Genomic DNA, 19,816 nt, shown 5'->3' with positions numbered 1-19,816 from the left:
TCATTTTTGTTGATTATAGCATATCCCTGTCGTGTAAAAAAATGATGGCTCGCTGAGTGTTTCGCATGTTTGGTATGGCGCCGGGATGAACAGCCGACTGCCTAATTATTAAAATAATTGTTGAATTTCTAATCTGTTTGTGATATGATATTTTCTGCTTGAAAAAATTACATGTCCCAGTAGCTCAGCTGGATAGAGCAACGGCCTTCTAAGCCGTCGGTCAGGGGTTCGAATCCCTTCTGGGACGTACATATCACAAAGCCGCCCGTTTATGGGCGGCTTTGTTGCGTCCAGGGATGAGAAGCCCGTTGGGGCGCCTGGGCATAGGCTTCGAGAGGGTTACTTCGCAGTCCGCCCGAAGGGCGGCATCCCTTCTGGGACGTACATAACAAAGCCGCTCGTTGATGGGCGGCTTTGTTGCGTCCGGGGATGAGAAGCCCGTTGGGGGCGCCTGGGCATAGGCTTCGATAGGGTTACTTCACAGTTCGCCCGCAAGGCGGCATCCCTTCTGGGATGCGCGGTATGCAGCTCATCTTACGAATTCTGTGTTTTATGACTGTGGTGATGGCGAGCCAAGGCGCGAACTGCTCTAACGGACATACAGTCCGTTAGAGATCATAGCGATCAATTATAGTTAAAACCTATCAACAACATAGTCACTAAGTATTTCTTTTTATAAAACATACGGTGGATAATGGTAAAAACTCTTTCGTAAGGAGCGATCGCATGAAGAGCACCCATGAGTGGAAACCCGAAGAATATGACCAGAATATGGCCTTTGTCTCTGGCTTCGGAAAAGGATTAATCGACTGGCTCTCCCCGCAGCAAGGTGAGTATATTCTCGATTTAGGCTGTGGTACCGGTGAATTAGCAGATGAAATCTCGAAATCCGGCGCTGTCGTCACCGGCATGGATTTTTCACAGGAGATGGTCTCTCATGCTTCGAAGAAATTTCCGCATCTTCACTTCTTTCAAGGTAACGGCGAGAATTTCACCACAGAGACTTCATACGATGCTGTATTTTCTAACGCCGCACTGCACTGGATGAAGGATACGAAGAGTGCTGCAGCATCAATGTATCGTTGTTTAAAGCCGGGCGGGCGATTGATCGCAGAATTTGGCGGTCAAGGCAATGTCGAAGTTATCTATCAGGCAGCGCGGGATATTCTGCAGGAAGACTATGGCATCAATGCCGATAAACGTAACCCATGGTATTTTCCAAGCATTGGACAGTACGCCAACCTGCTCGAACAAACAGGCTTTCATGTTACAAAAGCTGTACATTATGATCGCCCCACCCCGCTTCCGGAGGGCATACTCGGGATACAGCATTGGCTGAAGCATTTCGGAGGCATGCTTTTTACCGGCATGGAGCAGCAGGACCAGCAGGAGGCTTTTTACAAAATCAGCGAAAGAGTTAAGCCATTGCTGTGGAGAAACGATACCTATTACGCGGACTACAAACGACTTCGCATTGCAGCTGTAAAAAGATAGTTGCTTTTTTGAATGGATTGGTTGTAATATGAAAAATCATAATTATCAATGTTCAATGATCGGGAGAGTAATGAGTCTTATTGATGTCCAAGCGAGCCGGGAGAGTGGGAGCCGGTACAGGTATACTCACGAACCGGACCCGGGAGAAGGATTTCTGAATGCAGTAGGGAATCCCGGCCTACACCGTTATCGTATGGAGCGGCTGATCCAAGTGATCAGCAACAAGAGTGGTACCGCGAGTTAAAGTCCTCGTCTCTTTAATAGAGATTAGGGCTTTTTTTATTTTTCAAAGGGAGGAACTATCATGCTAAGCCAGTTTTTACAAACATCCATTCTTCGCACCGTTCAAACCTTGCTGCCGCCGGCGGGTTCAGGTGAATCGCTGCCCATGTGGCATGTTAACATCGAACAGCCTGCCAATATGCAGCATGGGGACTACTCCACCAACATTGCCATGCAGCTGGCCAAAATCCTTCGTAAACCGCCATTAACGATCGCGGAACAGATCCGTGAGGGGCTTGAGCAAAATTCTGAATTCACCCGGATCGTCAAAAAAACGACTGTCGTGCCGCCAGGGTTCATCAATTTCAAGCTGGACTGGGCGGCCTGGGCGCAAACCTCTTTTGATCTTCCGAAAGCATCCGGTGAAAAAGTCGTCATCGAGCATACCTCGATTAATCCGAACAAATCCGCCCATATCGGCCATCTGAGAAATTCCTGCATCGGAGACACTCTTGTACGCCTTCTTCGTAAAAACGGGTATGACGTCGAAGTACACAACTACATTGATGATCTGGGCAATCAGCTTGCTGACACGGTTGTCGGCCTGCTCCAGCTCCCCATGACCGGAGATCATGAACGTTTCGGCGATTACTGCTGGGATGTTTACGCAGGAATTAACAAGGTCTATGCACAAGATCCGCAGCTTATTCATAAAAGAACCGAGGTGCTGCATGCGCTTGAAGAAGGCCATCAGAACGAGTCGTGGCTGGGCCTGGTCGTTGCGGAGCGGATCGTCCGCGAGCATTTGGAAGAAATGAAGCAGTTCGGTATTGATTATGATTTGCTGGTATGGGAGAGCAGTATTGTAAAAGAAGGCTTCTGGTCCTCCGCTTTCGATCTGCTGAAGGAAACACCTTTGTTTTATCAGGAGGCGGAAGGTAAGCTGGCAGGCTGCTGGGTTTTAAAACAGCAAACAGACAATGAAGAATACGCTGAAACGAAGATTACTGACCACGAACAGGATCACAGCACCGACAAGGTACTGATCCGCTCGAACGGGATTTTGACATACACTGCCAAAGATATTGCTTATCACTTGTGGAAGTACGGCCTGCTGCACAACGACTTTACTTATAAAAGCTTCACCAAAGACGTGTGGACCACAAGTCCTGGAGGGAACGGGCAGACCAAGCCATTTGGCAAAGCGAGTGCCGTTATCAACGTCATTGATTACAGACAGCAGTATCCGCAGGAAATGGTCAAACAGGCTTTAAACGTTCTGGGATTTGAAAAGGAAGCTGAGAAACTGCGGCATGTTAGTTATGGCGTGGTCTCCCTCAGTCCCGCGGCAGCGGCTGAATTGGACGTTGACACCTCAGATGGCAAAGCATCCTATGCCATGTCGGGGCGTCAGGGAATCGGCATTAAAGTGACCGAGTTAATCCGTCGTGTGGAAATATTCATAGAACAGACCCGTGCCGACAAAAGCGGAATTTCCAGCCGTGACATCGCGGCAGCTTCCATCCGGTACTATCTGCTTCGATTTGCCCTGCAGACCGAGGTAGTATTTGATCTGAAGCAGGCCACCGAAATTTCCGGAAATACCGGTGTCTATCTGCTATACGCTTACGCACGTTCCGTCCGGGTACTGAGCAAAGCCGGAGTTGGTGAATCGGTTCCGGCTGTTCCCGGCATGTTACCAGAACTCGAAATGCAGGAGCATGCGCTTCTCCGGCATCTGAGCAGCTGGAACGACACACTTGCTGAGGCTGCTAAAGAACTATCTCCAACCGCATTATGCAACTATGCCTATGAGCTCGCATCTTTATTTAACCACTTCTATGCAGCCTGCCCGATACTCAAATCCGAAGGAGAGGTTCTTCAGCTGCGGATCTGGTTGACAGCTCTTTTCAAGAATACGCTGGGAGAAGCCTTGGAGGTGCTGGGGCTGCCTGCACCTGAGCGCATGTAAGGAATCGGGGTTCTTACCCCCGATTCTCTCAGCGAGGTTCTTGACGCTACCGATGATTCCTCAAATAAGCTTGTTTTTCAAGCTTATTTCTATAAAAACAGATGCATTTTTCTTCATAAGCTTGTTTTTCAGGCTTATTTTTTTAATTCGCACCATTTTATGGTCTGTTATAAGATTTTCAGCTAATATAAGCTTGATTTTCAGCCTTAAAGTATCTTTTGCGAGAAAAATGAGAGAAATAAGCTTGAAATTCAGGCTTATTTCTAATTACCACGGATGGCCGGCTCACTGGCACGGAGTAACATTGGGGGCTCCATAATTCACCAGGGGCATTACGCCCTGCGGGCGGACTGCGATGCACCCCTACCGCAGCCCATGCTCCGACGCCCCCCTGGGCTTCTCATCCCTGGACGCAACAAAACCGCCCAGAGGCGGTTTTGTTATTTACGTCCCAGAAGGGATTCGAACCCCTGACCGACGGCTTAGAAGGCCGTTGCTCTATCCAGCTGAGCTACTGGGACATGGTTATGTATTACGTCTGAAACTGTGACGAAATTCATTATAGCGTATCTTGGGGATTTTTCAAATAAAAATTTTGCAACTCGCCTCGCGGGCGTGAATCGCTCTCTCCTGCTGCGGGTAATATGTAGGGATAGCCGTATTACCTATTACTTATTATGGAGGAATGTTATGCGTCAGCTTCTATCTTCTTTATCCTATTTCAGTATTTTTTTCGCTCCCTTTGTGCTGCCGATTGCGGTGTGGATTTTATCTCAGGATTATGAAGTTCAGAAGCATGCGAAGCGCGCTTTCTTGACCCATATGTTTCCGGTGGCAGCAGGTATTCTTCTGCTGATCATGGCTCTGAGTGCGGGGTCGTTTGGCGCTGTCATGGGTTATATCATTCTGTTTGCCGTCATTTACTTCGGTACATTTGTGTACAACATTATCCAAGGCCTTCACGTACTGCGGGCATACGCTTAACACGTTAAGCTCTTACATATAAACCGTGCTGCATATCTCCTCTCTGCATATATAAGAGTCACTTCATCCAAACATAAAGAGAGCCGGCTGCCCCAGCAGCCGGCTCTCTTTCATTCCAACCATGCATCACTGTGATACCAGGATTGCAGGCACTGTCTCGTCTTACTTTGTCGTAATCAGAACCATCTGCTGCTCCTTATCCCATTTCACATCACAACCCAGCGCATCAGCTACAAAACGAAGAGGGACCATCGTCGTCCCTTTCACCGACCGGGGTGCTGTACCAAGCTTAACGGATTTCTGATTCACGGTCGCCTGCTTTGAACCAAGCTTTAATTGGATTTTCGTCGAGCCCTTGGTGGAGGTAACCGTCTGTGTCTGCTGATTCCACTTTACCGAAGCCTGCAAAGATTCAAAAATAGGCCTCATAGGCACCATCACACTGCCATTAACCATGACCGGTGCCTGTGCATAGGATTGCAGCTGTCCGTTGATTTTGATGCGAATCGGAACGGCACCAATCTCCTGTCCTGCTTCATCAAAGTATTTAAGCTTGACACTGGCGACACGACTGTCCAAATAATCAATCCGAAGCGTTGTAGCTTCATGCGCCGTCATATAAATAGAATCGATATCGGAGCCCAGTAAGCGCCCTTGAGCATTATAGGCTGAAGATTTCATCGTAATTTTCTGACTTTTGTCCCCATTCTCGATGCCCACCGAGACAACCAGCTTATTGTTGATTCTGGTCCGGCCTTCTGCAATAATCTTGGGAGTTTGGCTGCCTCCAGTCAAATAAACCTTCACACCGCTGATCGCTTTCCCTGCTGTCAGTTCAGCCTCAAAATTGCCGATCTCCTTTCCAGAAAGATAGCCGGAGGTCGTATTCACCTCAAGTACTTTACCGCTCGCCTGGCTGCCAACAATAATGACACCGACTCTTCCGCCTTCATTCCGGTTTTGAATAGCCCCGGATACAATCAGCTTGCCGTTCTCCAGGCGGCTTCCTGTGGAAAGCAGCTTTACGGCATCTTCCGGTGTATCGACAGCGGTTACTTTCACGCTTTTGATCTGTTTGGCTGCCTTCAGCTGAATACTAAACGTATCTACATTACTGCTCATCAGATAACCGGACGCGGATTTCACTTCCACTGCTTTTCCGGAAGCGTCGTATCCCACTGCCAGAACTCCGGCATTTCGTCCGCTGTCTGCATTTTGCAGCACAGCCGTCACCTCGATTTTTCCGTTCTGCTCATAATGACCGGAAGCCAGAAGCACCGCTCGGTCCCCAGCCTGGCCGGCAGGCTTGACCTCTACCTTGTTCACCAGACTGCCAGCATCCAGGTCCACTTCAAACGTCTCGATTTCATTGCTCATCAAATAAGCAGAATCTCCAATTGCCTCAATCACTTTCCCCGAAGCATCATAACCAAGGACGACAAAACCAGCCTCAGTTCCAGAACCTCCATTACGGACATCGAAGCGGACCCGCATCTTTCCTCCTTCAAGCGCGTAGGATGATTCCATCACCGTCACATTTGTGGACGTATTTGAAGATATATCCCCGTGAACGGTTTGATGCAGCGGCCCGGCAGCAGCGATTGCAATAGCAAGTATGCCGGTTCCCAGTATACGCATCCATGTTCTTCTCAAATCTCAACACTCCTTTTTTCCAATTCAGCGCTAACATCGACACTAAATCCAAATTATAGGGGCAGTTGTGACGTCCGCAAATAGAGGCAAAGCCCTATTTATCACTTTACATAATTAAGCCGTACTCATGAAACGGCAATCCTATAAGCCACACTATATCGTGCCGATTATCCTAATGCTCAGCATGATATGATTACAGCAACATGAAAGGCTTGAGTCTTGTTATTCCACACCATACAAACTAAAAAACCCATGCTTTTCGGCATGGGTTTTCTGAGGAGTATATTCACATGAGATAATATTCACATCACCGTTCCATTGCCGAAAAAACGTTCATTCAGCTGTTTGTTCAGCGAACCGGTAGACAGGAGCTGCTGTCTGAATGTCTCTTTTTCTTCCTCAGCTGTAGCGGTCAGACTGTTCTCGAATGCCCCCTCTGTGACATCCTCAAAAGCGGTATGAAAGCTGTTGTCATACCAGTCATACTCCATCGAAGCATCACTGCGCACCACTTTCACTAATTCATATCCGTCTATGGACGGGGAAGACACCAAATAAGCAAGCACATTCGGCTCCCCAGCTGCAGAGTATACTTCCACTTCAGCACAGGGGCTCCCGTTTAGGTTTGTCATTCTCCGGATTTTTGCTTCCTTGATCTGATACATGCTGATCTCTCCTTATTAGATGGATTCTGTATCCTGCGACAACAATCTGAACTGTTCCATCTGTGAACGCGTTTCCGGCGTTCCCAGCTGATGAATGGTTGAATAGACCCCATCCAGTGAAGACTGGAACAAGGCGTTCGTACTCTCCTCGGGAGTATCCGGCCAGGGGAATACGTAGCCGGGGAAGGCCTCCTCCTCTTTTTCCTGAAGCCGTTCCAGCTGCATACGCAGCTGTTCTGCTTCCTCTGCCGTCGCCTGAATCTCCCATTCATAAGCACTTGCCCCGCGTTCAGCCAGCACGGAACGACCGTGAACTGACACATAATAAACCGACTTGTCCAAGGTGCTGTCACCCTTTCGCTTAACGATGCTCTCCCCTGTAGTTTTCGTTTAAGGACAGACATTTTATGCCTTCCTTCGGCATATATCTTTATCACTTTGCAAATTCAGTCCATTCCAAAAGGTCAGCGTAGATCACAGACAAAGAGAGGATGAACCATCATGTGCGGAATAACCGGATTTATTCAATGGAGCGGCGACCTGACCCAGGACTCCCAGCTGCTGGTGAAAATGACGGAAAGCCTGGCCCACCGGGGACCTGACGGCTCAGGAACATGGATTTCCAATCCGTGCGCATTCGGGCATCGGAGACTCAGCGTCATCGACCCGGAGAATGGGGCCCAGCCGATGATTATTCATCGGGAAGAGGATGTCTATGCCATTGTATATAATGGAGAGCTATATAATGCGGCAGAATTAAAAAACGAGCTGGTTCAGCGGGGACATATCTTCCATACAAAATGTGACACGGAAGTGCTCCTGGTGTCCTATATCGAATGGGGACCCGACTGCCTGGACCGGCTGAACGGGATTTTTGCCTTTGCCATATGGGATAGTGTGAAAGAACAGGTGTTTTTAGCCCGGGACCGGGTCGGTGTAAAACCTCTGTTCTACAGTTATGTGGACGGCACACTGATTTTCGGATCAGAACCTAAAGCGATCCTGCAGCACCCGAAAGTAGAGCCTGTCGTTGGGCCGGAAGGACTGGCCGAAGTGTTTATTGTAGGCCCAGCCAGAACACCGGGACATGGGGTGTACCGCGACATATCAGAACTCCGGCCAGGCCGTGCCATGATATTCGGACGGGAAGGACTTCATACGTATACGTACTGGAAGCTTATGAGCCGCCCCCATCCCGATAATGAACAGCAGACAGCTGCACATCTCCGGGAATTGATTCAGGATACGGTGGAACGGCAGCTCGTGTCTGACGTGCCTGTCTGCTCATTGCTGTCCGGCGGCCTGGATTCCAGCGCACTCTCTGCACTGGCCGTGGATTACTATACCCGCACAGGACAAGGGCAGGTCCATACCTATTCCGTCGACTACGTTGACAATGACAAGCATTTCAAATCCCATGCTTTCCAGCCGGGAGCAGACGCCCCCTGGATCAAGCGCATGCATGAAGAACTGCAAACCCGCCATCACTGGATCGAATTCGATACCCCCGAGCTGGTCGAAGCGCTGGAGCTGTCCACCCAAAAGCGGGATCTGCCGGGGATGGCCGATGTGGACGCTTCCCTGCTCCTGTTCTGCCGGGAAATCAAAAAAGGAGCAACCGTCGCCATTTCAGGGGAAGCTGCGGATGAAATTTTTGGAGGGTACCCTTGGTTCCACCGGGAAGATGCACTCAATTCCGGCACATTCCCCTGGTCGGTTGCCCCTCAGCTGCGCGACAGCCTCCTTTCGCCCGAGATCCGGGAATGGATCCGCCCTCTGGAATATCTCGGGGACCGTTACAGCGATGCCGTAGCTGAAGTTCCTGTATTAGAAGGCGAAGACGCACAGCAGGCTAAAATGCGTGTCATGTCCTATCTGAATATCACCCGCTTCATGCCGACCCTGCTCGACCGCAAAGATCGCATGAGTATGGGTGTGGGATTGGAAGTTCGTGTGCCTTACACCGATCATCGGCTGATTGATTATGTGTTCAACATTCCATGGAATATCAAAATGTCAGGCAACCGGGAAAAAGGTATTCTTCGAAAAGCGCTGGAAGGCGTGCTGCCGGATGATGTTCTTTACCGCAAGAAAAGTCCTTATCCGAAGACACATAATCCGAATTATCTATCTACAGTGAAGCAGCAGGTGCTGTCCATTCTGGATGACCCCTCTTCCCCCATCCTGCCGCTGATTAATACCAAAAAAATCAGGGAACTAGCATCCTCACCGGACGCTTCCTCCAACCTCCCATGGTTTGGACAGCTGATGTCGGGACCGCAGCTGTTTGCATACCTGGCTCAAGTGAATTTCTGGCTGAAAGACTATCATGTATCTATCCGGTGAATGGCAGCTGCACCCTTAAACTCAAATAAAGGCAGAGCCCTCAATTCCGGCTCTGCCTTTATCTCATTTATATAGAAGAAACTATTTTATTGAAATGCAGAAAGCTTCTCTGTCAGCTGCCGCAGCGCATGGCCCCGGTGACTGACCGCCTGCTTCTCATCCAGGGTCAGCTGAGCCATCGTTTTACCGTACTGCTTGAGGTAAAACAGAGGATCATATCCGAATCCCCCGTCACCCTGCGGCTCCGAAGTGATCCATCCATCTGCTGTTCCCCGGGTCTCCACATGCTCACCCGATAGGGGATCGTACAGCACCAGCACACAGACGAACTGAGCCGGACTAAGCATCCGTTCATTCTCATTCGAAGCATCACTGGTCCGCAGCCGGCTCAGCTCTGTCAGCAGCTTGTCATTGTTGGCCACGTCATCTCCATGCTCCCCGGCATATCGGGCGGAGTAGACACCAGGATCGCCTCCCAGAGCATCCACACACAGACCTGAATCATCTGCGAGCACCGGCATGCCCAGAGCATCGCCAATCGTCTTCGCTTTTTTATAAGCATTATCTGAAAACGTGTTTCCGTCTTCCACCACATCGGGCAGCTCGGGATAATCAAACATGCTTTTGACAGACCATCCGAACGGTGCAAAAGCATGGGAAAATTCTTTTACTTTGCCTGGATTGCGGGTCGCGACAATGAGAGTTTCACCAGTCAGCTTCATCTTGTTATACTCCGCTTCTGGTGTTCACTTTGCCGATTTTATCCGCGATCGGACCCAGCGCTTCCTGCTGTCTCGCAATCAGTTCCTTAATTCCTTTTTCACCGATCTCCAGCATTTCATTGAGCTCCTCGCGCGAGTAAGGAGCATCTTCCCCTGTACCTTGAACTTCAACGAATTTCCCGGTTCCGGTCATGACCAGATTCATATCGACCTTGGCCTTGGAATCCTCTTCATAGTTCAGGTCCAGCAGCGTCCGGCCTCCTGCCACACCTACGCTGATGGAAGCCAGATAATCGGTAATGGGGAACACATTCAGTTTATGCTGCTCTGCGATCTTATTGATCGCGATCGCCATCGCAACGAAAGCACCTGTGATGGAGGTGGTACGAGTTCCGCCGTCCGCCTGAATGACGTCACAGTCCAGGGTGATCGTACGCTCGCCCAATGCATGCAGATTCACAACAGACCGAAGTGCCCGACCGATCAGCCGCTGAATTTCCATCGTCCGGCCGCTGAGCTTACCGCGGTTGGCTTCACGCTGATTTCGGGATTGTGTCGCCCGAGGCAGCATGGAGTATTCCGCTGTAACCCAGCCTTTTCCTTGTCCTTTCAGAAATGGGGGAACCTTCTCGTCCACGGTAGCTGTTATCAGCACCTTGGTCTCTCCCATCTCGATGTACACGGAGCCTTCCGCATATTTATTTACATGGGTCGATACATTCATGGGCCGAAGCTCGTCACTCTTGCGTCCGTTAGATCTCATGTTTTTTTGCCTCCTACTTCTTGTCGCAGTACTGGTTAAGCAAACCCTATTCTATCAAAGTACCGGCATAAAAGCACCCTGTGCGGTTCTAGATCGGAATCTCATTGATGTGTTCCGGACGGCTGACCGGCTCACTGTAGCTGACGCTGTCCGTACCTTTCACCTCGGCCAGGTCATTCATTTTGATCTTGACCTTGGCATCTCCCGCGTTTTCCGTCACGGTCAGTACAACAGCCTGCAGAAGTTCGGCCGGAATTTCTTCACCTTGATCAAACATGCTGTCATTCAAAGCGACCGTGAGAGAGCCGTCCTCACTCTTTTCCACACCAGACAGCGTTGTTCCGCCGGTCATGACCATTTCCAGCCCGTCTCCATACTGCGGACCCCGTATAAGTTCCTGCACCGCTGCCTGCACGGAATCCTGTCCCGATGCTACCAGACGAGTCACGGGTACATAATATTGAATGCCAGCCGGAGTGACGCCGGAGAAGTAAACGGTAACCGGTGAAGACTGGCTGTACTGTGTGTCATCCGCCTTCTGCAGATTGATGCCGAGCGCACGGGAAAGCGGCCGGTCAAGCGGGGTACGGTTCACTGGCATTTCCGTAAGCTTCTCGCCTTCCACCCACAGCTCCGCCTTTTGTATCCCTTCCTGGCTGGTCAGTGTCCACGCAATGGCCTCCAGAATCTTACGTTCATCCTTTGCCTCGTAGTTCTCAAAAGCCTGATTCATCTCCACCACAGCCATTTTTTGCTCAGCATCTACCGTCACATGTTTAATCTCGGTCCCTGCCGGCAGGACACCGCTAAATCCTTCTGGAATATAACCCGTAAACGCACTGCCTTTGACCAGAACAGCTAGAGAAGCGGCCACTGGGTCTTTTTCCACATCTTTGGGTATACCAAGAGTAACAGGAGCAAGCAGGCCTTTCTGATCCGACAAGTACACGGTCGTCTGCATTCCGTTTTCCCCCAAAGCAGGAGGAGCAGAAACGGAGTTGATCATCTGGGCTTCCTGCTGGGCAGGCGGCGGATCAATCGCCCCCGACTCTTTACCGCCAAAAGGACTGCATCCGGCCAGCATAATGGGGACCACAAGCAGGCCTGCGGCCGAAAGTCCCCGAATGTGATGTTTACGTGTCATGTGTATTGTTCCTCCCTACATTTTGTACAGGTTGTACTCCTATGTATACGAGCCCTTTTTCAAAACATGACCGCATTTTGAGACTTCTGGACAAAGTACTCCTGAAAAACGTAAAATCAAATGGATCAGATGTATTGTCAACCAGACCAAGAACGGAGGAAGAATATGGCGGACGCAAAAATGCCCTACAGCTTAAACAGCAAAAAGGTCGCCGAAGCGACTACCCGTCTTCTTCACGAGCGCGGAGTGACCATGCTCGAAATCGCCGAACTGGTAATGCTGCTTCAGAAAAAGTACTACCCGGATTTGACGATGGAAGAATGCATCGAGAATGTAGAGAGTGTTCTGGCAAAACGCGAGGTTCAGAACGCTGTGATAACAGGCATTCAGCTGGATCTTCTGGCCGAAGAGGGAAAGCTGCTCTCTCCGCTTCAGGAAATGCTCGCGAATGATGAAGGGCTTTACGGCGTGGATGAAATTCTTGCTTTCTCGATCGTGAATGTTTACGGCAGCATCGGCTTCACGAATTATGGTTATATCGACAAGCTTAAGCCGGGCGTACTGGAACGCCTTAACGACAAGTCGGACAACAACATCCATACATTCCTGGATGATATCGTCGGCGCCGTAGCTGCCGCAGCCAGCAGCCGTATTGCTCACCGCAAGCAGGGCGAGCGAGAGATCGAAATCACCGGTGATACGATTGAAGGGAATAATCTGTAACCTATTAAAAATCGGCTCCGGGAATACAGCGCCCGGGCCGATTTTTTCTGAGTCATGAAACTGCGGATCGCAGCAGCCTCCTGTTAAACAAGCTACATGCCTTCCCTACCCCATGTCTTGGAAAGACACCGCTCGGCCAGCTTGCGAATTTCCTGGCTCATTCTCGGGTTTACAGGATAGATGCTCTCCAGAAATTCAAGAAGGTGAAGCGCGGACTCCGGCGTCTTGTCATAACCCTGAAGCATGTTTCCGATCACCTCGGAAAAGCCGGGAAATCGGGATTCCAGCCTTCGTTCATTGCCGAAAGGATCAGGGAAATAGTTGATTTCGGGCTTCAGTATATGCAGGACCGACATCAGCCCATCGATCGGATATCCTTGAATGAATTTGAACGCCGACATTTTCTCACCGCGAAGATAGCGGCCTAATCCCACATACAGATTTGTAACAGCTTCACCGACAACATGATCTAGAGAGACAGCACGTATAGCGGGAAGCGGCATCTTCCCTGCAGCAATATCATCATTCAGGACATCCGGCCGTTTCCATACCATTCTTCCTCCTGTATACAGCGCGCTGTCCAGCTCCGCCGGTTCAAACACAGCAAACTCCCCATATATGCCGTCTTCATACAAAAATTTATAGCCGAGCTCACAATTCTTGAATTGATAGGCCAGCGGGCAAATGTCTTCCAGCCAATCCAATCGGTCGATCAAGGACTGCTTCCGGCCCGGGGCGGCAATGACGAAAAAATCCAGGTCCGAAAATTCATCAATACGTCCGGTCTCGACACCAACAGAGCCAAGACCAAATAATGCAAGTGCCTCTTCTTTTCTCTCCAATGATTCACCGATTTGATTCAATCGCTGCAGCAGCAAGCTTTCTACGGTCATGACCATTCTCCTTTCCTCTGTGGGACAATGCAAAAAGGGTTCAACCTCCTGTATAAGAGGTTGAACCCTAGGGTTGCATGGCCTTTGAACTAGCTAGATATTACCATGATTTGCATTAGCTGTCAATAGATCTCCACCTTAACCGGAGCAACATCCCAGATTTCGGAGGCGTACCGGTTGATCGTACAATCACTGGAGAAATGTCCGCTGTGTGCAATATTAACAATAGACTTTGAGGCCCACGCCTGACTATTTATATATGCCTGTTCTATAACCTTTTGCTTGGCAGCATAATCCATAAAGTCACGCAGAACGAAAAACTCATCATTATGATCCAGGAGCGACTGGCGGATAAGCCCAAATTCCCGCTCATGGCAGCAGAACGGCCCTTCGGAGATCAGCTGGTCCAGCACCCGCCGGATTTCTTCATGCTGGCTGTACATATCCCTGGACAAATATCCTCCGTACCGGTAATAATCCAGCACTTCTTCAGAACGCAGGCCGAATAGGAACATATTGTCATTCCCCAGCATGTCAAACATTTCTACATTGGCTCCATCCAGTGTACCGATGGTTAGAGCACCATTCATCATAAACTTCATATTGCCGGTGCCCGACGCTTCCTTGCCGGCAGTAGAAATCTGCTCACTGACATTTGCAGCCGGAATGATTTTTTCAGCCAAAGAGACTGAATAATTTTCCAGGAAAAGCACCTTCAGCTGCTGTGAGGCCTGTGGATCTTTATTCACCACATCGGCAACCACATTGATCAGCTTGATGATGCTCTTGGCAAGATAATATCCAGGAGCGGCCTTGGCTCCAAATATAAAGGTCCGCGGCACCCGCTCCACATTCGGGTTATCCTTGATTTCGTTATACAGATGCATAACGTGCAGAATGTTCATCAGCTGTCTTTTATAGCCGTGAAGCCGCTTCACCTGGACGTCAAAGATAGAATCCGGATCCACCGCGATACCCTGCTTCTGATGGACATACTCTGCCAGCCGAAGCTTGTTGTTCCGCTTGATATCCATGATCTTCTGCTGAAATACAGCATCATCCTTGAATGTCTCCAGCCCCAGCAGCTTGTGCGGCGAGGTAATCCAGCTTGTGCCGATGCTTTCACTAATCAGGCTGCTTAACTCAGGATTGGCATGCATCAGCCAGCGGCGGTGCGTGATTCCGTTGGTTTTATTATTAAAGCGTTCGGGATACAGCTCATAAAAAGGCTTCATTACATCACTCTTCAGCAGCTCTGTATGCAGCCCGGCCACTCCGTTCACACTGTAACTGCCGACAATCGCAAGATGAGCCATTTTCACCTGCCCGCTCTCCAGAATCGCGACCTGTGAAACGACCTCTTGAGAGATACCGTCTTCAAGCAAACTGCCACAAAAACGTTTGTTGATTTCCTCAATAATCATATACACTCGAGGCAGCAGTTCACGAACCATCCCTTCAGGCCACTTCTCCAGCGCTTCACTCAGCAGGGTATGATTCGTATAGGATACCGTCCGGGTGGTAATATCCCATGCTTCCTCCCAGCCGTATCCCTTATGATCCATCAAAATCCGCATCAGCTCGGGGATCAGCAGCGTCGGATGAGTATCATTAATATGAACAGACACTTTTTCCGGCAGCTCGCTGTACGGCAGTTCCAGCTTCTCGAATGTTCTCAGCAGGCTCTGAAGCCCGGCGGAGCAGAGAAAATACTGCTGTTTCAGCCGCAGCAGCTTGCCCTCGTACCCGGAATCATCGGGATAAAGAAACTCCGAGATGGACTCTACCGAACGGCTGTACTCCAGAAACTGATAGTAGCTGTTCTGGCCGTCCTGAACCATTTTGACAGGGTCGACCGCAGACTCTGCACTCCACAGCCGAAGGGTATTCACACGCCCGTCTCCGTAGCCGATGACCGGAACATCATAGGGGACCGCCCAGACTTTCTCGTCATTGACGGTAGTAAATACGGTCTTCCCGTCCTGTTCTTCTACCTCTACCCGGCCCCAGAAGGAAACTTCCACCTTCTTATCCGCCCGGCGCTCTTCCCATACATTCCCTCTTTGAAGCCAGTCATCGGGAAGCTCCACCTGATGTCCGTCTACGATTTTCTGTTCGAACAGGCCATATTTGTACCGGATTCCGCACCCGTGTCCCGCATACTGCAGGGAGGCCAGAGAATCCAGGAAACAGGCTGCGAGACGCCCGAGTCCACCGTTTCCGAGACCTGCATCCGGCTCCTGGGCTTCCACCTCATCCAGATCCCATCCCAGTTCTGCTAGTCCTTCACGAACCGTATTCAGCATGCCCAGGTTGAGCAGATTATTGCCGAGCAGGCGTCCAATCAGAAACTCCATGGAGAAATAATAGACTTGCTTCTCCTTCTGAATGTTGCTGATTCGGTTGCTCTCCGCCCAATCACGTCCAATATTTTCACGGATGAGGGAACCGAGGATTTTATAAATATCTCCGGCAGTCGCTTCATCCATACTTTTACCGAGCCGGCTGATCAATTGTTCCTGAAACGAGACTTTAAACAACTCTTTATTGTTAAACAAAGGAAGGGTCCTCCTGACACTAAAGTTTAGATCACCATATCCTTGGCCACCACATAGGGCTTTCGTGTATCGCCCTGCAGCTTACGGCCGGCTGTAATGACGACGTCTTTATCAAGAATGACATTCTCCAGCACCGCGTTTTCTTCAATGACACATTTTTGCATAATGATCGAATTATGAATGCGTGCGCCTTCCTTCACCTTGACACCCCGGAATAAGACACTGTTCTCCACGGTCCCGTCGATCTGACAGCCATTGGCGACCAGCGAATGCCGCACATCGGCAGATTCCAGATATTTGGCAGGGACTTCATATTTAATTTTCGTCAGCACAGGCTGCGCACTGAACAAGGATTGGTATTTCTCCTGTTCCAGCAGATCCAGACTGTTGCGGTAGTAGCTCTCCAGCGAGTTGATGACTGCATGATATCCCTGATATTCATAGCCGGCAATTTTCAGCTTGTGGCGGTTTTTTTGAATCGCGTCCCTGAACACATGGCTTTCCTGGTGCGCGATGCATTGCTTCATCAGCTGCAGAAACAGCTCTTTTTCCATAATGAACATATCCATATAAATGTTAGTATTATCATGCTCATGATGAATATCGGTCACGATACCTTCTTCATTAACATCCAGCCGGACACAAGGACGATGCTCGGGAAGCAGTTCCTCCGCCTTCGTATAGATTAACGTCACATCCGCACCCTGCTTTATATGATATTCATAGGCCTCGGAAAAGTCCACGCTGCTCAAATGCTGGCTGCCGGAATGGATAATATATTGGGCCGGTCCCCTTGCGAAAAAGTTCTGGTTATTGTAGATATGCTGCAGCTCGCCTACGGAAACATCGGAAGGATCATTCCAGTCCGGGGGAAGTATAAACAGCCCGCCCCGCTTCCGGTCCAAATCCCACGGACCGCCTTCGCCCAGATGATCCAGCAGGGAGCGGTATTTCCGTCTGACGAACAATGCGATATCCTCCACGCCGGAGTGCATCATGTTGGACATAACGAAATCAATCAGCCGGTAGCGTCCGGCAAAAGGTACGGCAGCCCCGCATCGAAAATAGGTTAGCTCACTCAGTACATCCAGTTCATGATCCAGATTGATCACACCCATGAGTTGTTTCATTGCATACACCGTCCCCTTTGAATTGGCCATGCTTAAAAATCACAGCGTAATGAATGATTACAGACTCGGTGAAACCTTTGCCGAGAAATTCCCAATCTCATCTTCACTGATCAGGGAAATCTCCTGATCATTGTCCTGGTCCGTCCCAATGACGGCCCCGTCAGGGATAACCATGCCTTCAGACACAATGGCACGGTGAATGGTCACATTGCGGCCGATTTTCACCTTGGGCATGATGACCGAATCGGTAATGACACTGCCTTGCCCAACCTCAACGCCATAAAATAAAACCGAGTGATCGACCTCACCATACACCTGACACCCTTCATTAATCATACAATTGCGCACCTTGGCCTCAGGGGCAATATACTGGGCAGGCTGGTTCGGGTTCCGGGTATAAATCCGCCACCGCGGGTCATTCAGATCCAGCTTCGGATTTTCAGACAGGAGGTCCATGTTCGCTTCCCACAGGCTTTGGATGGTCCCCACATCTTTCCAATAGCCTTGGAATGGGTAGGCATATAAGGTTCGGTCTTCTCCCAGCATGAGCGGAATGATGTCTTTGCCAAAATCATGGCTCGTATCGGGATTGTTCAAATTCATCAGCAAATAATTGCGAAGCATCTCCCATTTGAACAGGTAGACGCCCATGGAAGCGAGCGTGCTTTTCGGCTGCGCCGGTTTTTCCTCGAATTCGTATATTCGATAATCCTCTTCGGTATTCAGAATACCGAAGCGTGTAGCTTCCTCCGGTGTCACATCGATGACCGAAATGGTGCAGTCTGCGTTTTTCTCAATATGATAATCAAGCATGGTATCATAATTCATTTTGTAAATATGGTCGCCCGACAGGATCAGCACATGCTCCGGGTTATACTGTTCAATGAACTTCAGGTTCCGGTAGATGGCATCGGCCGTTCCGCGGTACCAGCTTGTTCCATCCTCCCGTTCATAAGGCGGAAGAACAAAGACGCCTCCGTTCTTTCGGTCCAGGTCCCAATCGCTGCCCACCCCAATATAAGAATGCAGCACAAGCGGTTCATACTGTGTGAGAACGCCTACCGTGTCAATACCGGAATTCGAGCAGTTGGATAGCGGAAAATCAATAATCCGATAGGTACCGCCAAAATATACAGCAGGCTTCGCCAGCGTCCGGGTCAGACTTTTCAGTCTCTTTCCTTGTCCTCCGGCGAGCAGCATGGCAACCACTTTTTTTCGTTTCATGGACATTCTCCTTTGAGTATGGTTTTCAGACCGCGGCCAGCGGGTGACGGTGGCGGTGCGGCTGGTGGGCTTTGGGACGGCGGGCGGTGCAGGCGGCGGGCGGCAGCGCGAGTGCGGTGGCGCCGGGTGGTGCAGAGCTGCGCGAGTGTGGCAGCGCAGGTAGTACGTCTGCGAGCAGCGCGGGTGCGCAGCGATTGTGGAGCGGCAGCACTGCGGCTGGCGATTGCGACGCGAGTGGGACGCCTTGCGGGAGGGCCCGTGGCGGGTGCAAAGCTGCGCGAGTGTGGCAGCGCAGGTAGTACGTCTGCGAGCAGCGCGGGCACGCAGCGATTGTGGAGCGGCAGCACTGCGGCTGGCGATTGCGGCACTGATTTCTGCTGCCGGTACGCTAACGGACTGAATGTCCGTTAAATATAACAAACCGCTGATTTCCCACCGTTAACGGACTGAGGGTCCGTTAGACTTGCCGCATCGCTATCAGTGCAAGTACACATCGATCTACACCACACCTGCTGCCCCAAGAATCCCTGATTTTCAACCCCAACTCCGTTACCGCAGCACCAGACAGTGATCCGCAGCACCAGACAGTGATCAACAAACCTGAATTTTTAAACGATCATGCGTGGGACCTACAGTGATTCTATGAAATCAGTTATGTAGCAGCTGCCAACGGCAAGATGGCAGCTGTACAGCTAATACTCATATTTAAACTGTAAGACGTGCCCATAATCTGAAATAATCAACAAATCGTATTTATAATCTGAGTATAAACCATTACTACAGCATCTCGCTCATCCATGTTATGGGACACTCTATGCCCTACATATTAGGTGCATGCGAGCAAAATGGCACAACCTACACTTAAACCTTAAACATACCGATGATTACAGGGATAAAAATGACTAGAAAAGTGATCATTAGGAAGGTCTCTGCTAGCACTCCGCAAGATTTTGATCACGGCAGAGGAATCGGACCCTTCATAACAGATGTCATCATCTATTCTCAGGATATTCGAAGTTGCCGTGATCCGTAAACCTTAGTGTCACAGAGGTGTGAGGTATTCTTTGCAGGACCGGGCTTTAGGACCCCGGTGCTGCAAAGACATATTTGTCTTGTTCGGTCTCGCGCAGCTCTGCACGCGAGACCGCAGCCAGCTCGGCGAGATGGGCCAGCGCTTCGCACATGGCGAAGCGCAGCTGATGGATGCCGAGCTTGCCGCCGAAGAGGGCGGTGCAGACCTCGAAGGCGGTCATGGGGCCGGCGCTCGCCAGCAGGCCGGCCGTGGTGTTCAGCCGCTCCTCGTGATGTTCGAGGAGCGCTTGG

General features: G+C 50.2%; 16 protein-coding genes, 2 tRNA genes, 1 pseudogene and 1 other annotated feature. Of the genes and pseudogenes, 7 read left to right on the top strand and 12 right to left on the bottom strand.

Translation table 11 applies throughout. From position 1 onward, the window contains the following. Positions 1–173 precede the first annotated feature (173 nt). The 3 genes from HII30_RS05720 (at position 174) to HII30_RS05710 (ending at position 3,688) form a co-directional block, all read left to right on the top strand. A tRNA-Arg gene (locus HII30_RS05720) sits at positions 174–247 on the top strand. 479 nt (positions 248–726) lie between these two features. Next, entirely contained in the window at positions 727–1,494 is a 768-nt protein-coding gene (locus HII30_RS05715) for a class I SAM-dependent methyltransferase (RefSeq protein ID WP_169504021.1), read from the top strand. Between the two features lie 46 nt (positions 1,495–1,540). After that, positions 1,541–1,754, top strand: a binding site (T-box leader). Positions 1,755–1,798: 44 nt separating this feature from the next. Continuing rightward, on the top strand, positions 1,799–3,688 hold the full coding sequence (locus HII30_RS05710) for an arginine--tRNA ligase (protein ID WP_169504020.1): 1,890 nt from the start codon (positions 1,799–1,801) through the stop codon (positions 3,686–3,688). Positions 3,689–4,135: 447 nt separating this feature from the next. Here the strand turns inward: HII30_RS05710 and HII30_RS05705 are convergent. Beyond that, positions 4,136–4,209, bottom strand: a tRNA-Arg gene (locus HII30_RS05705). A gap of 169 nt (positions 4,210–4,378) precedes the next feature. Here HII30_RS05705 and HII30_RS05700 point away from each other — a divergent pair. Further along, on the top strand, positions 4,379–4,672 hold the full coding sequence (locus tag HII30_RS05700) for a magnetosome magnetite crystal formation protein family (protein WP_169504019.1): 294 nt from the start codon (positions 4,379–4,381) through the stop codon (positions 4,670–4,672). 162 nt (positions 4,673–4,834) lie between these two features. Here the strand turns inward: HII30_RS05700 and HII30_RS05695 are convergent, their stop codons facing one another. The 3 genes from HII30_RS05695 to HII30_RS05685 form a co-directional block, all read right to left on the bottom strand. Further along, positions 4,835–6,325, bottom strand: coding sequence for a copper amine oxidase N-terminal domain-containing protein (locus HII30_RS05695; RefSeq protein ID WP_246246123.1), 1,491 nt, complete (start codon positions 6,323–6,325; stop codon positions 4,835–4,837). A gap of 302 nt (positions 6,326–6,627) precedes the next feature. Further along, positions 6,628–6,990, bottom strand: a complete 363-nt coding sequence (locus HII30_RS05690; protein WP_169504018.1) for a hypothetical protein — start codon at positions 6,988–6,990, stop codon at positions 6,628–6,630. A gap of 15 nt (positions 6,991–7,005) precedes the next feature. Beyond that, positions 7,006–7,332 carry a hypothetical protein gene (locus HII30_RS05685; protein WP_169504017.1) on the bottom strand — a complete coding sequence of 109 codons (327 nt, stop codon included), beginning with the start codon at positions 7,330–7,332 and terminating at the stop codon, positions 7,006–7,008. 159 nt (positions 7,333–7,491) lie between these two features. On the opposite strand from HII30_RS05685, the gene asnB reads away from it, so the two are divergent. Continuing rightward, positions 7,492–9,336, top strand: coding sequence for an asparagine synthase (glutamine-hydrolyzing) (asnB, locus tag HII30_RS05680; protein WP_169504016.1), 1,845 nt, complete (start codon positions 7,492–7,494; stop codon positions 9,334–9,336). Between the two features lie 86 nt (positions 9,337–9,422). On the opposite strand, the gene HII30_RS05675 is transcribed toward asnB, so the two are convergent. From HII30_RS05675 to HII30_RS05665, 3 genes are all read right to left on the bottom strand, one after another. After that, complete coding sequence (locus HII30_RS05675; RefSeq protein ID WP_169504015.1) at positions 9,423–10,058, bottom strand: XTP/dITP diphosphatase; 636 nt, start codon at positions 10,056–10,058, stop codon at positions 9,423–9,425. Positions 10,059–10,062: 4 nt separating this feature from the next. Continuing rightward, positions 10,063–10,821 (bottom strand): ribonuclease PH, encoded by a 759-nt coding sequence (gene rph, locus HII30_RS05670; protein ID WP_169504014.1) that lies wholly within the window; start codon positions 10,819–10,821, stop codon positions 10,063–10,065. 88 nt (positions 10,822–10,909) lie between these two features. Further along, positions 10,910–11,965: a GerMN domain-containing protein gene (locus HII30_RS05665; protein WP_169504013.1), complete on the bottom strand. Its 1,056-nt coding sequence runs from the start codon at positions 11,963–11,965 to the stop codon at positions 10,910–10,912. A gap of 165 nt (positions 11,966–12,130) precedes the next feature. Between HII30_RS05665 and HII30_RS05660 the strand changes: the two genes are divergently transcribed. Further along, positions 12,131–12,688, top strand: a complete 558-nt coding sequence (locus tag HII30_RS05660; protein ID WP_169504012.1) for a phosphatidylglycerophosphatase A family protein — start codon at positions 12,131–12,133, stop codon at positions 12,686–12,688. Between the two features lie 92 nt (positions 12,689–12,780). Here HII30_RS05660 and HII30_RS05655 read toward each other — a convergent pair whose 3' ends face one another. The 4 genes from HII30_RS05655 to HII30_RS05640 form a co-directional block, all read right to left on the bottom strand. Then, the gene (locus HII30_RS05655) at positions 12,781–13,581 is read right to left on the bottom strand and encodes a hypothetical protein (RefSeq protein ID WP_169504011.1); all 801 of its coding nucleotides are present in this window, start codon (positions 13,579–13,581) and stop codon (positions 12,781–12,783) included. Positions 13,582–13,703: 122 nt separating this feature from the next. Further along, positions 13,704–16,139, bottom strand: coding sequence for a glycogen/starch/alpha-glucan phosphorylase (locus HII30_RS05650; RefSeq protein ID WP_169504010.1), 2,436 nt, complete (start codon positions 16,137–16,139; stop codon positions 13,704–13,706). A gap of 26 nt (positions 16,140–16,165) precedes the next feature. Then, positions 16,166–17,269 carry a glucose-1-phosphate adenylyltransferase subunit GlgD gene (gene glgD / locus HII30_RS05645; RefSeq protein ID WP_169504009.1) on the bottom strand — a complete coding sequence of 368 codons (1,104 nt, stop codon included), beginning with the start codon at positions 17,267–17,269 and terminating at the stop codon, positions 16,166–16,168. Positions 17,270–17,326: 57 nt separating this feature from the next. Further along, a complete protein-coding gene (locus HII30_RS05640; protein WP_169504008.1) occupies positions 17,327–18,493 on the bottom strand; it encodes a glucose-1-phosphate adenylyltransferase in 1,167 nt (388 codons plus the stop codon). A 183-nt stretch (positions 18,494–18,676) separates the two neighbouring features. On the opposite strand from HII30_RS05640, the gene HII30_RS05635 reads away from it, so the two are divergent. After that, positions 18,677–18,904 (top strand): hypothetical protein, encoded by a 228-nt coding sequence (locus HII30_RS05635; RefSeq protein ID WP_169504007.1) that lies wholly within the window; start codon positions 18,677–18,679, stop codon positions 18,902–18,904. Between the two features lie 668 nt (positions 18,905–19,572). Here the strand turns inward: HII30_RS05635 and HII30_RS21995 are convergent. Continuing rightward, positions 19,573–19,701 (bottom strand): annotated as a pseudogene (locus HII30_RS21995) (MBL fold metallo-hydrolase); the annotation flags it as partial. Positions 19,702–19,816 lie beyond the last annotated feature (115 nt).

The sequence above is a fragment of the Paenibacillus lemnae genome (assembly GCF_012933385.1).
Classification (GTDB): Bacteria; Bacillota; Bacilli; order Paenibacillales; family Paenibacillaceae; genus Paenibacillus_AQ; species Paenibacillus_AQ lemnae.
Note: the sequence above shows the minus strand (reverse complement) of the source record. Positions and strands in the feature narration are given on the sequence as shown.

Coding starts and splice junctions, on each gene's coding strand:
- HII30_RS05715 (WP_169504021.1), top strand. CDS start 727: ATGAAGAGCACCCATGAGTGGAAACCCGAAGAATATGACCAGAATATG.
- HII30_RS05710 (WP_169504020.1), top strand. CDS start 1,799: ATGCTAAGCCAGTTTTTACAAACATCCATTCTTCGCACCGTTCAAACC.
- HII30_RS05700 (WP_169504019.1), top strand. CDS start 4,379: ATGCGTCAGCTTCTATCTTCTTTATCCTATTTCAGTATTTTTTTCGCT.
- HII30_RS05690 (WP_169504018.1), bottom strand. CDS start 6,990: ATGTATCAGATCAAGGAAGCAAAAATCCGGAGAATGACAAACCTAAAC.
- asnB (WP_169504016.1), top strand. CDS start 7,492: ATGTGCGGAATAACCGGATTTATTCAATGGAGCGGCGACCTGACCCAG.
- HII30_RS05675 (WP_169504015.1), bottom strand. CDS start 10,058: ATGAAGCTGACTGGTGAAACTCTCATTGTCGCGACCCGCAATCCAGGC.
- rph (WP_169504014.1), bottom strand. CDS start 10,821: ATGAGATCTAACGGACGCAAGAGTGACGAGCTTCGGCCCATGAATGTA.
- HII30_RS05665 (WP_169504013.1), bottom strand. CDS start 11,965: ATGACACGTAAACATCACATTCGGGGACTTTCGGCCGCAGGCCTGCTT.
- HII30_RS05660 (WP_169504012.1), top strand. CDS start 12,131: ATGGCGGACGCAAAAATGCCCTACAGCTTAAACAGCAAAAAGGTCGCC.
- HII30_RS05655 (WP_169504011.1), bottom strand. CDS start 13,581: ATGACCGTAGAAAGCTTGCTGCTGCAGCGATTGAATCAAATCGGTGAA.
- glgD (WP_169504009.1), bottom strand. CDS start 17,269: ATGAAACAACTCATGGGTGTGATCAATCTGGATCATGAACTGGATGTA.
- HII30_RS05640 (WP_169504008.1), bottom strand. CDS start 18,493: ATGAAACGAAAAAAAGTGGTTGCCATGCTGCTCGCCGGAGGACAAGGA.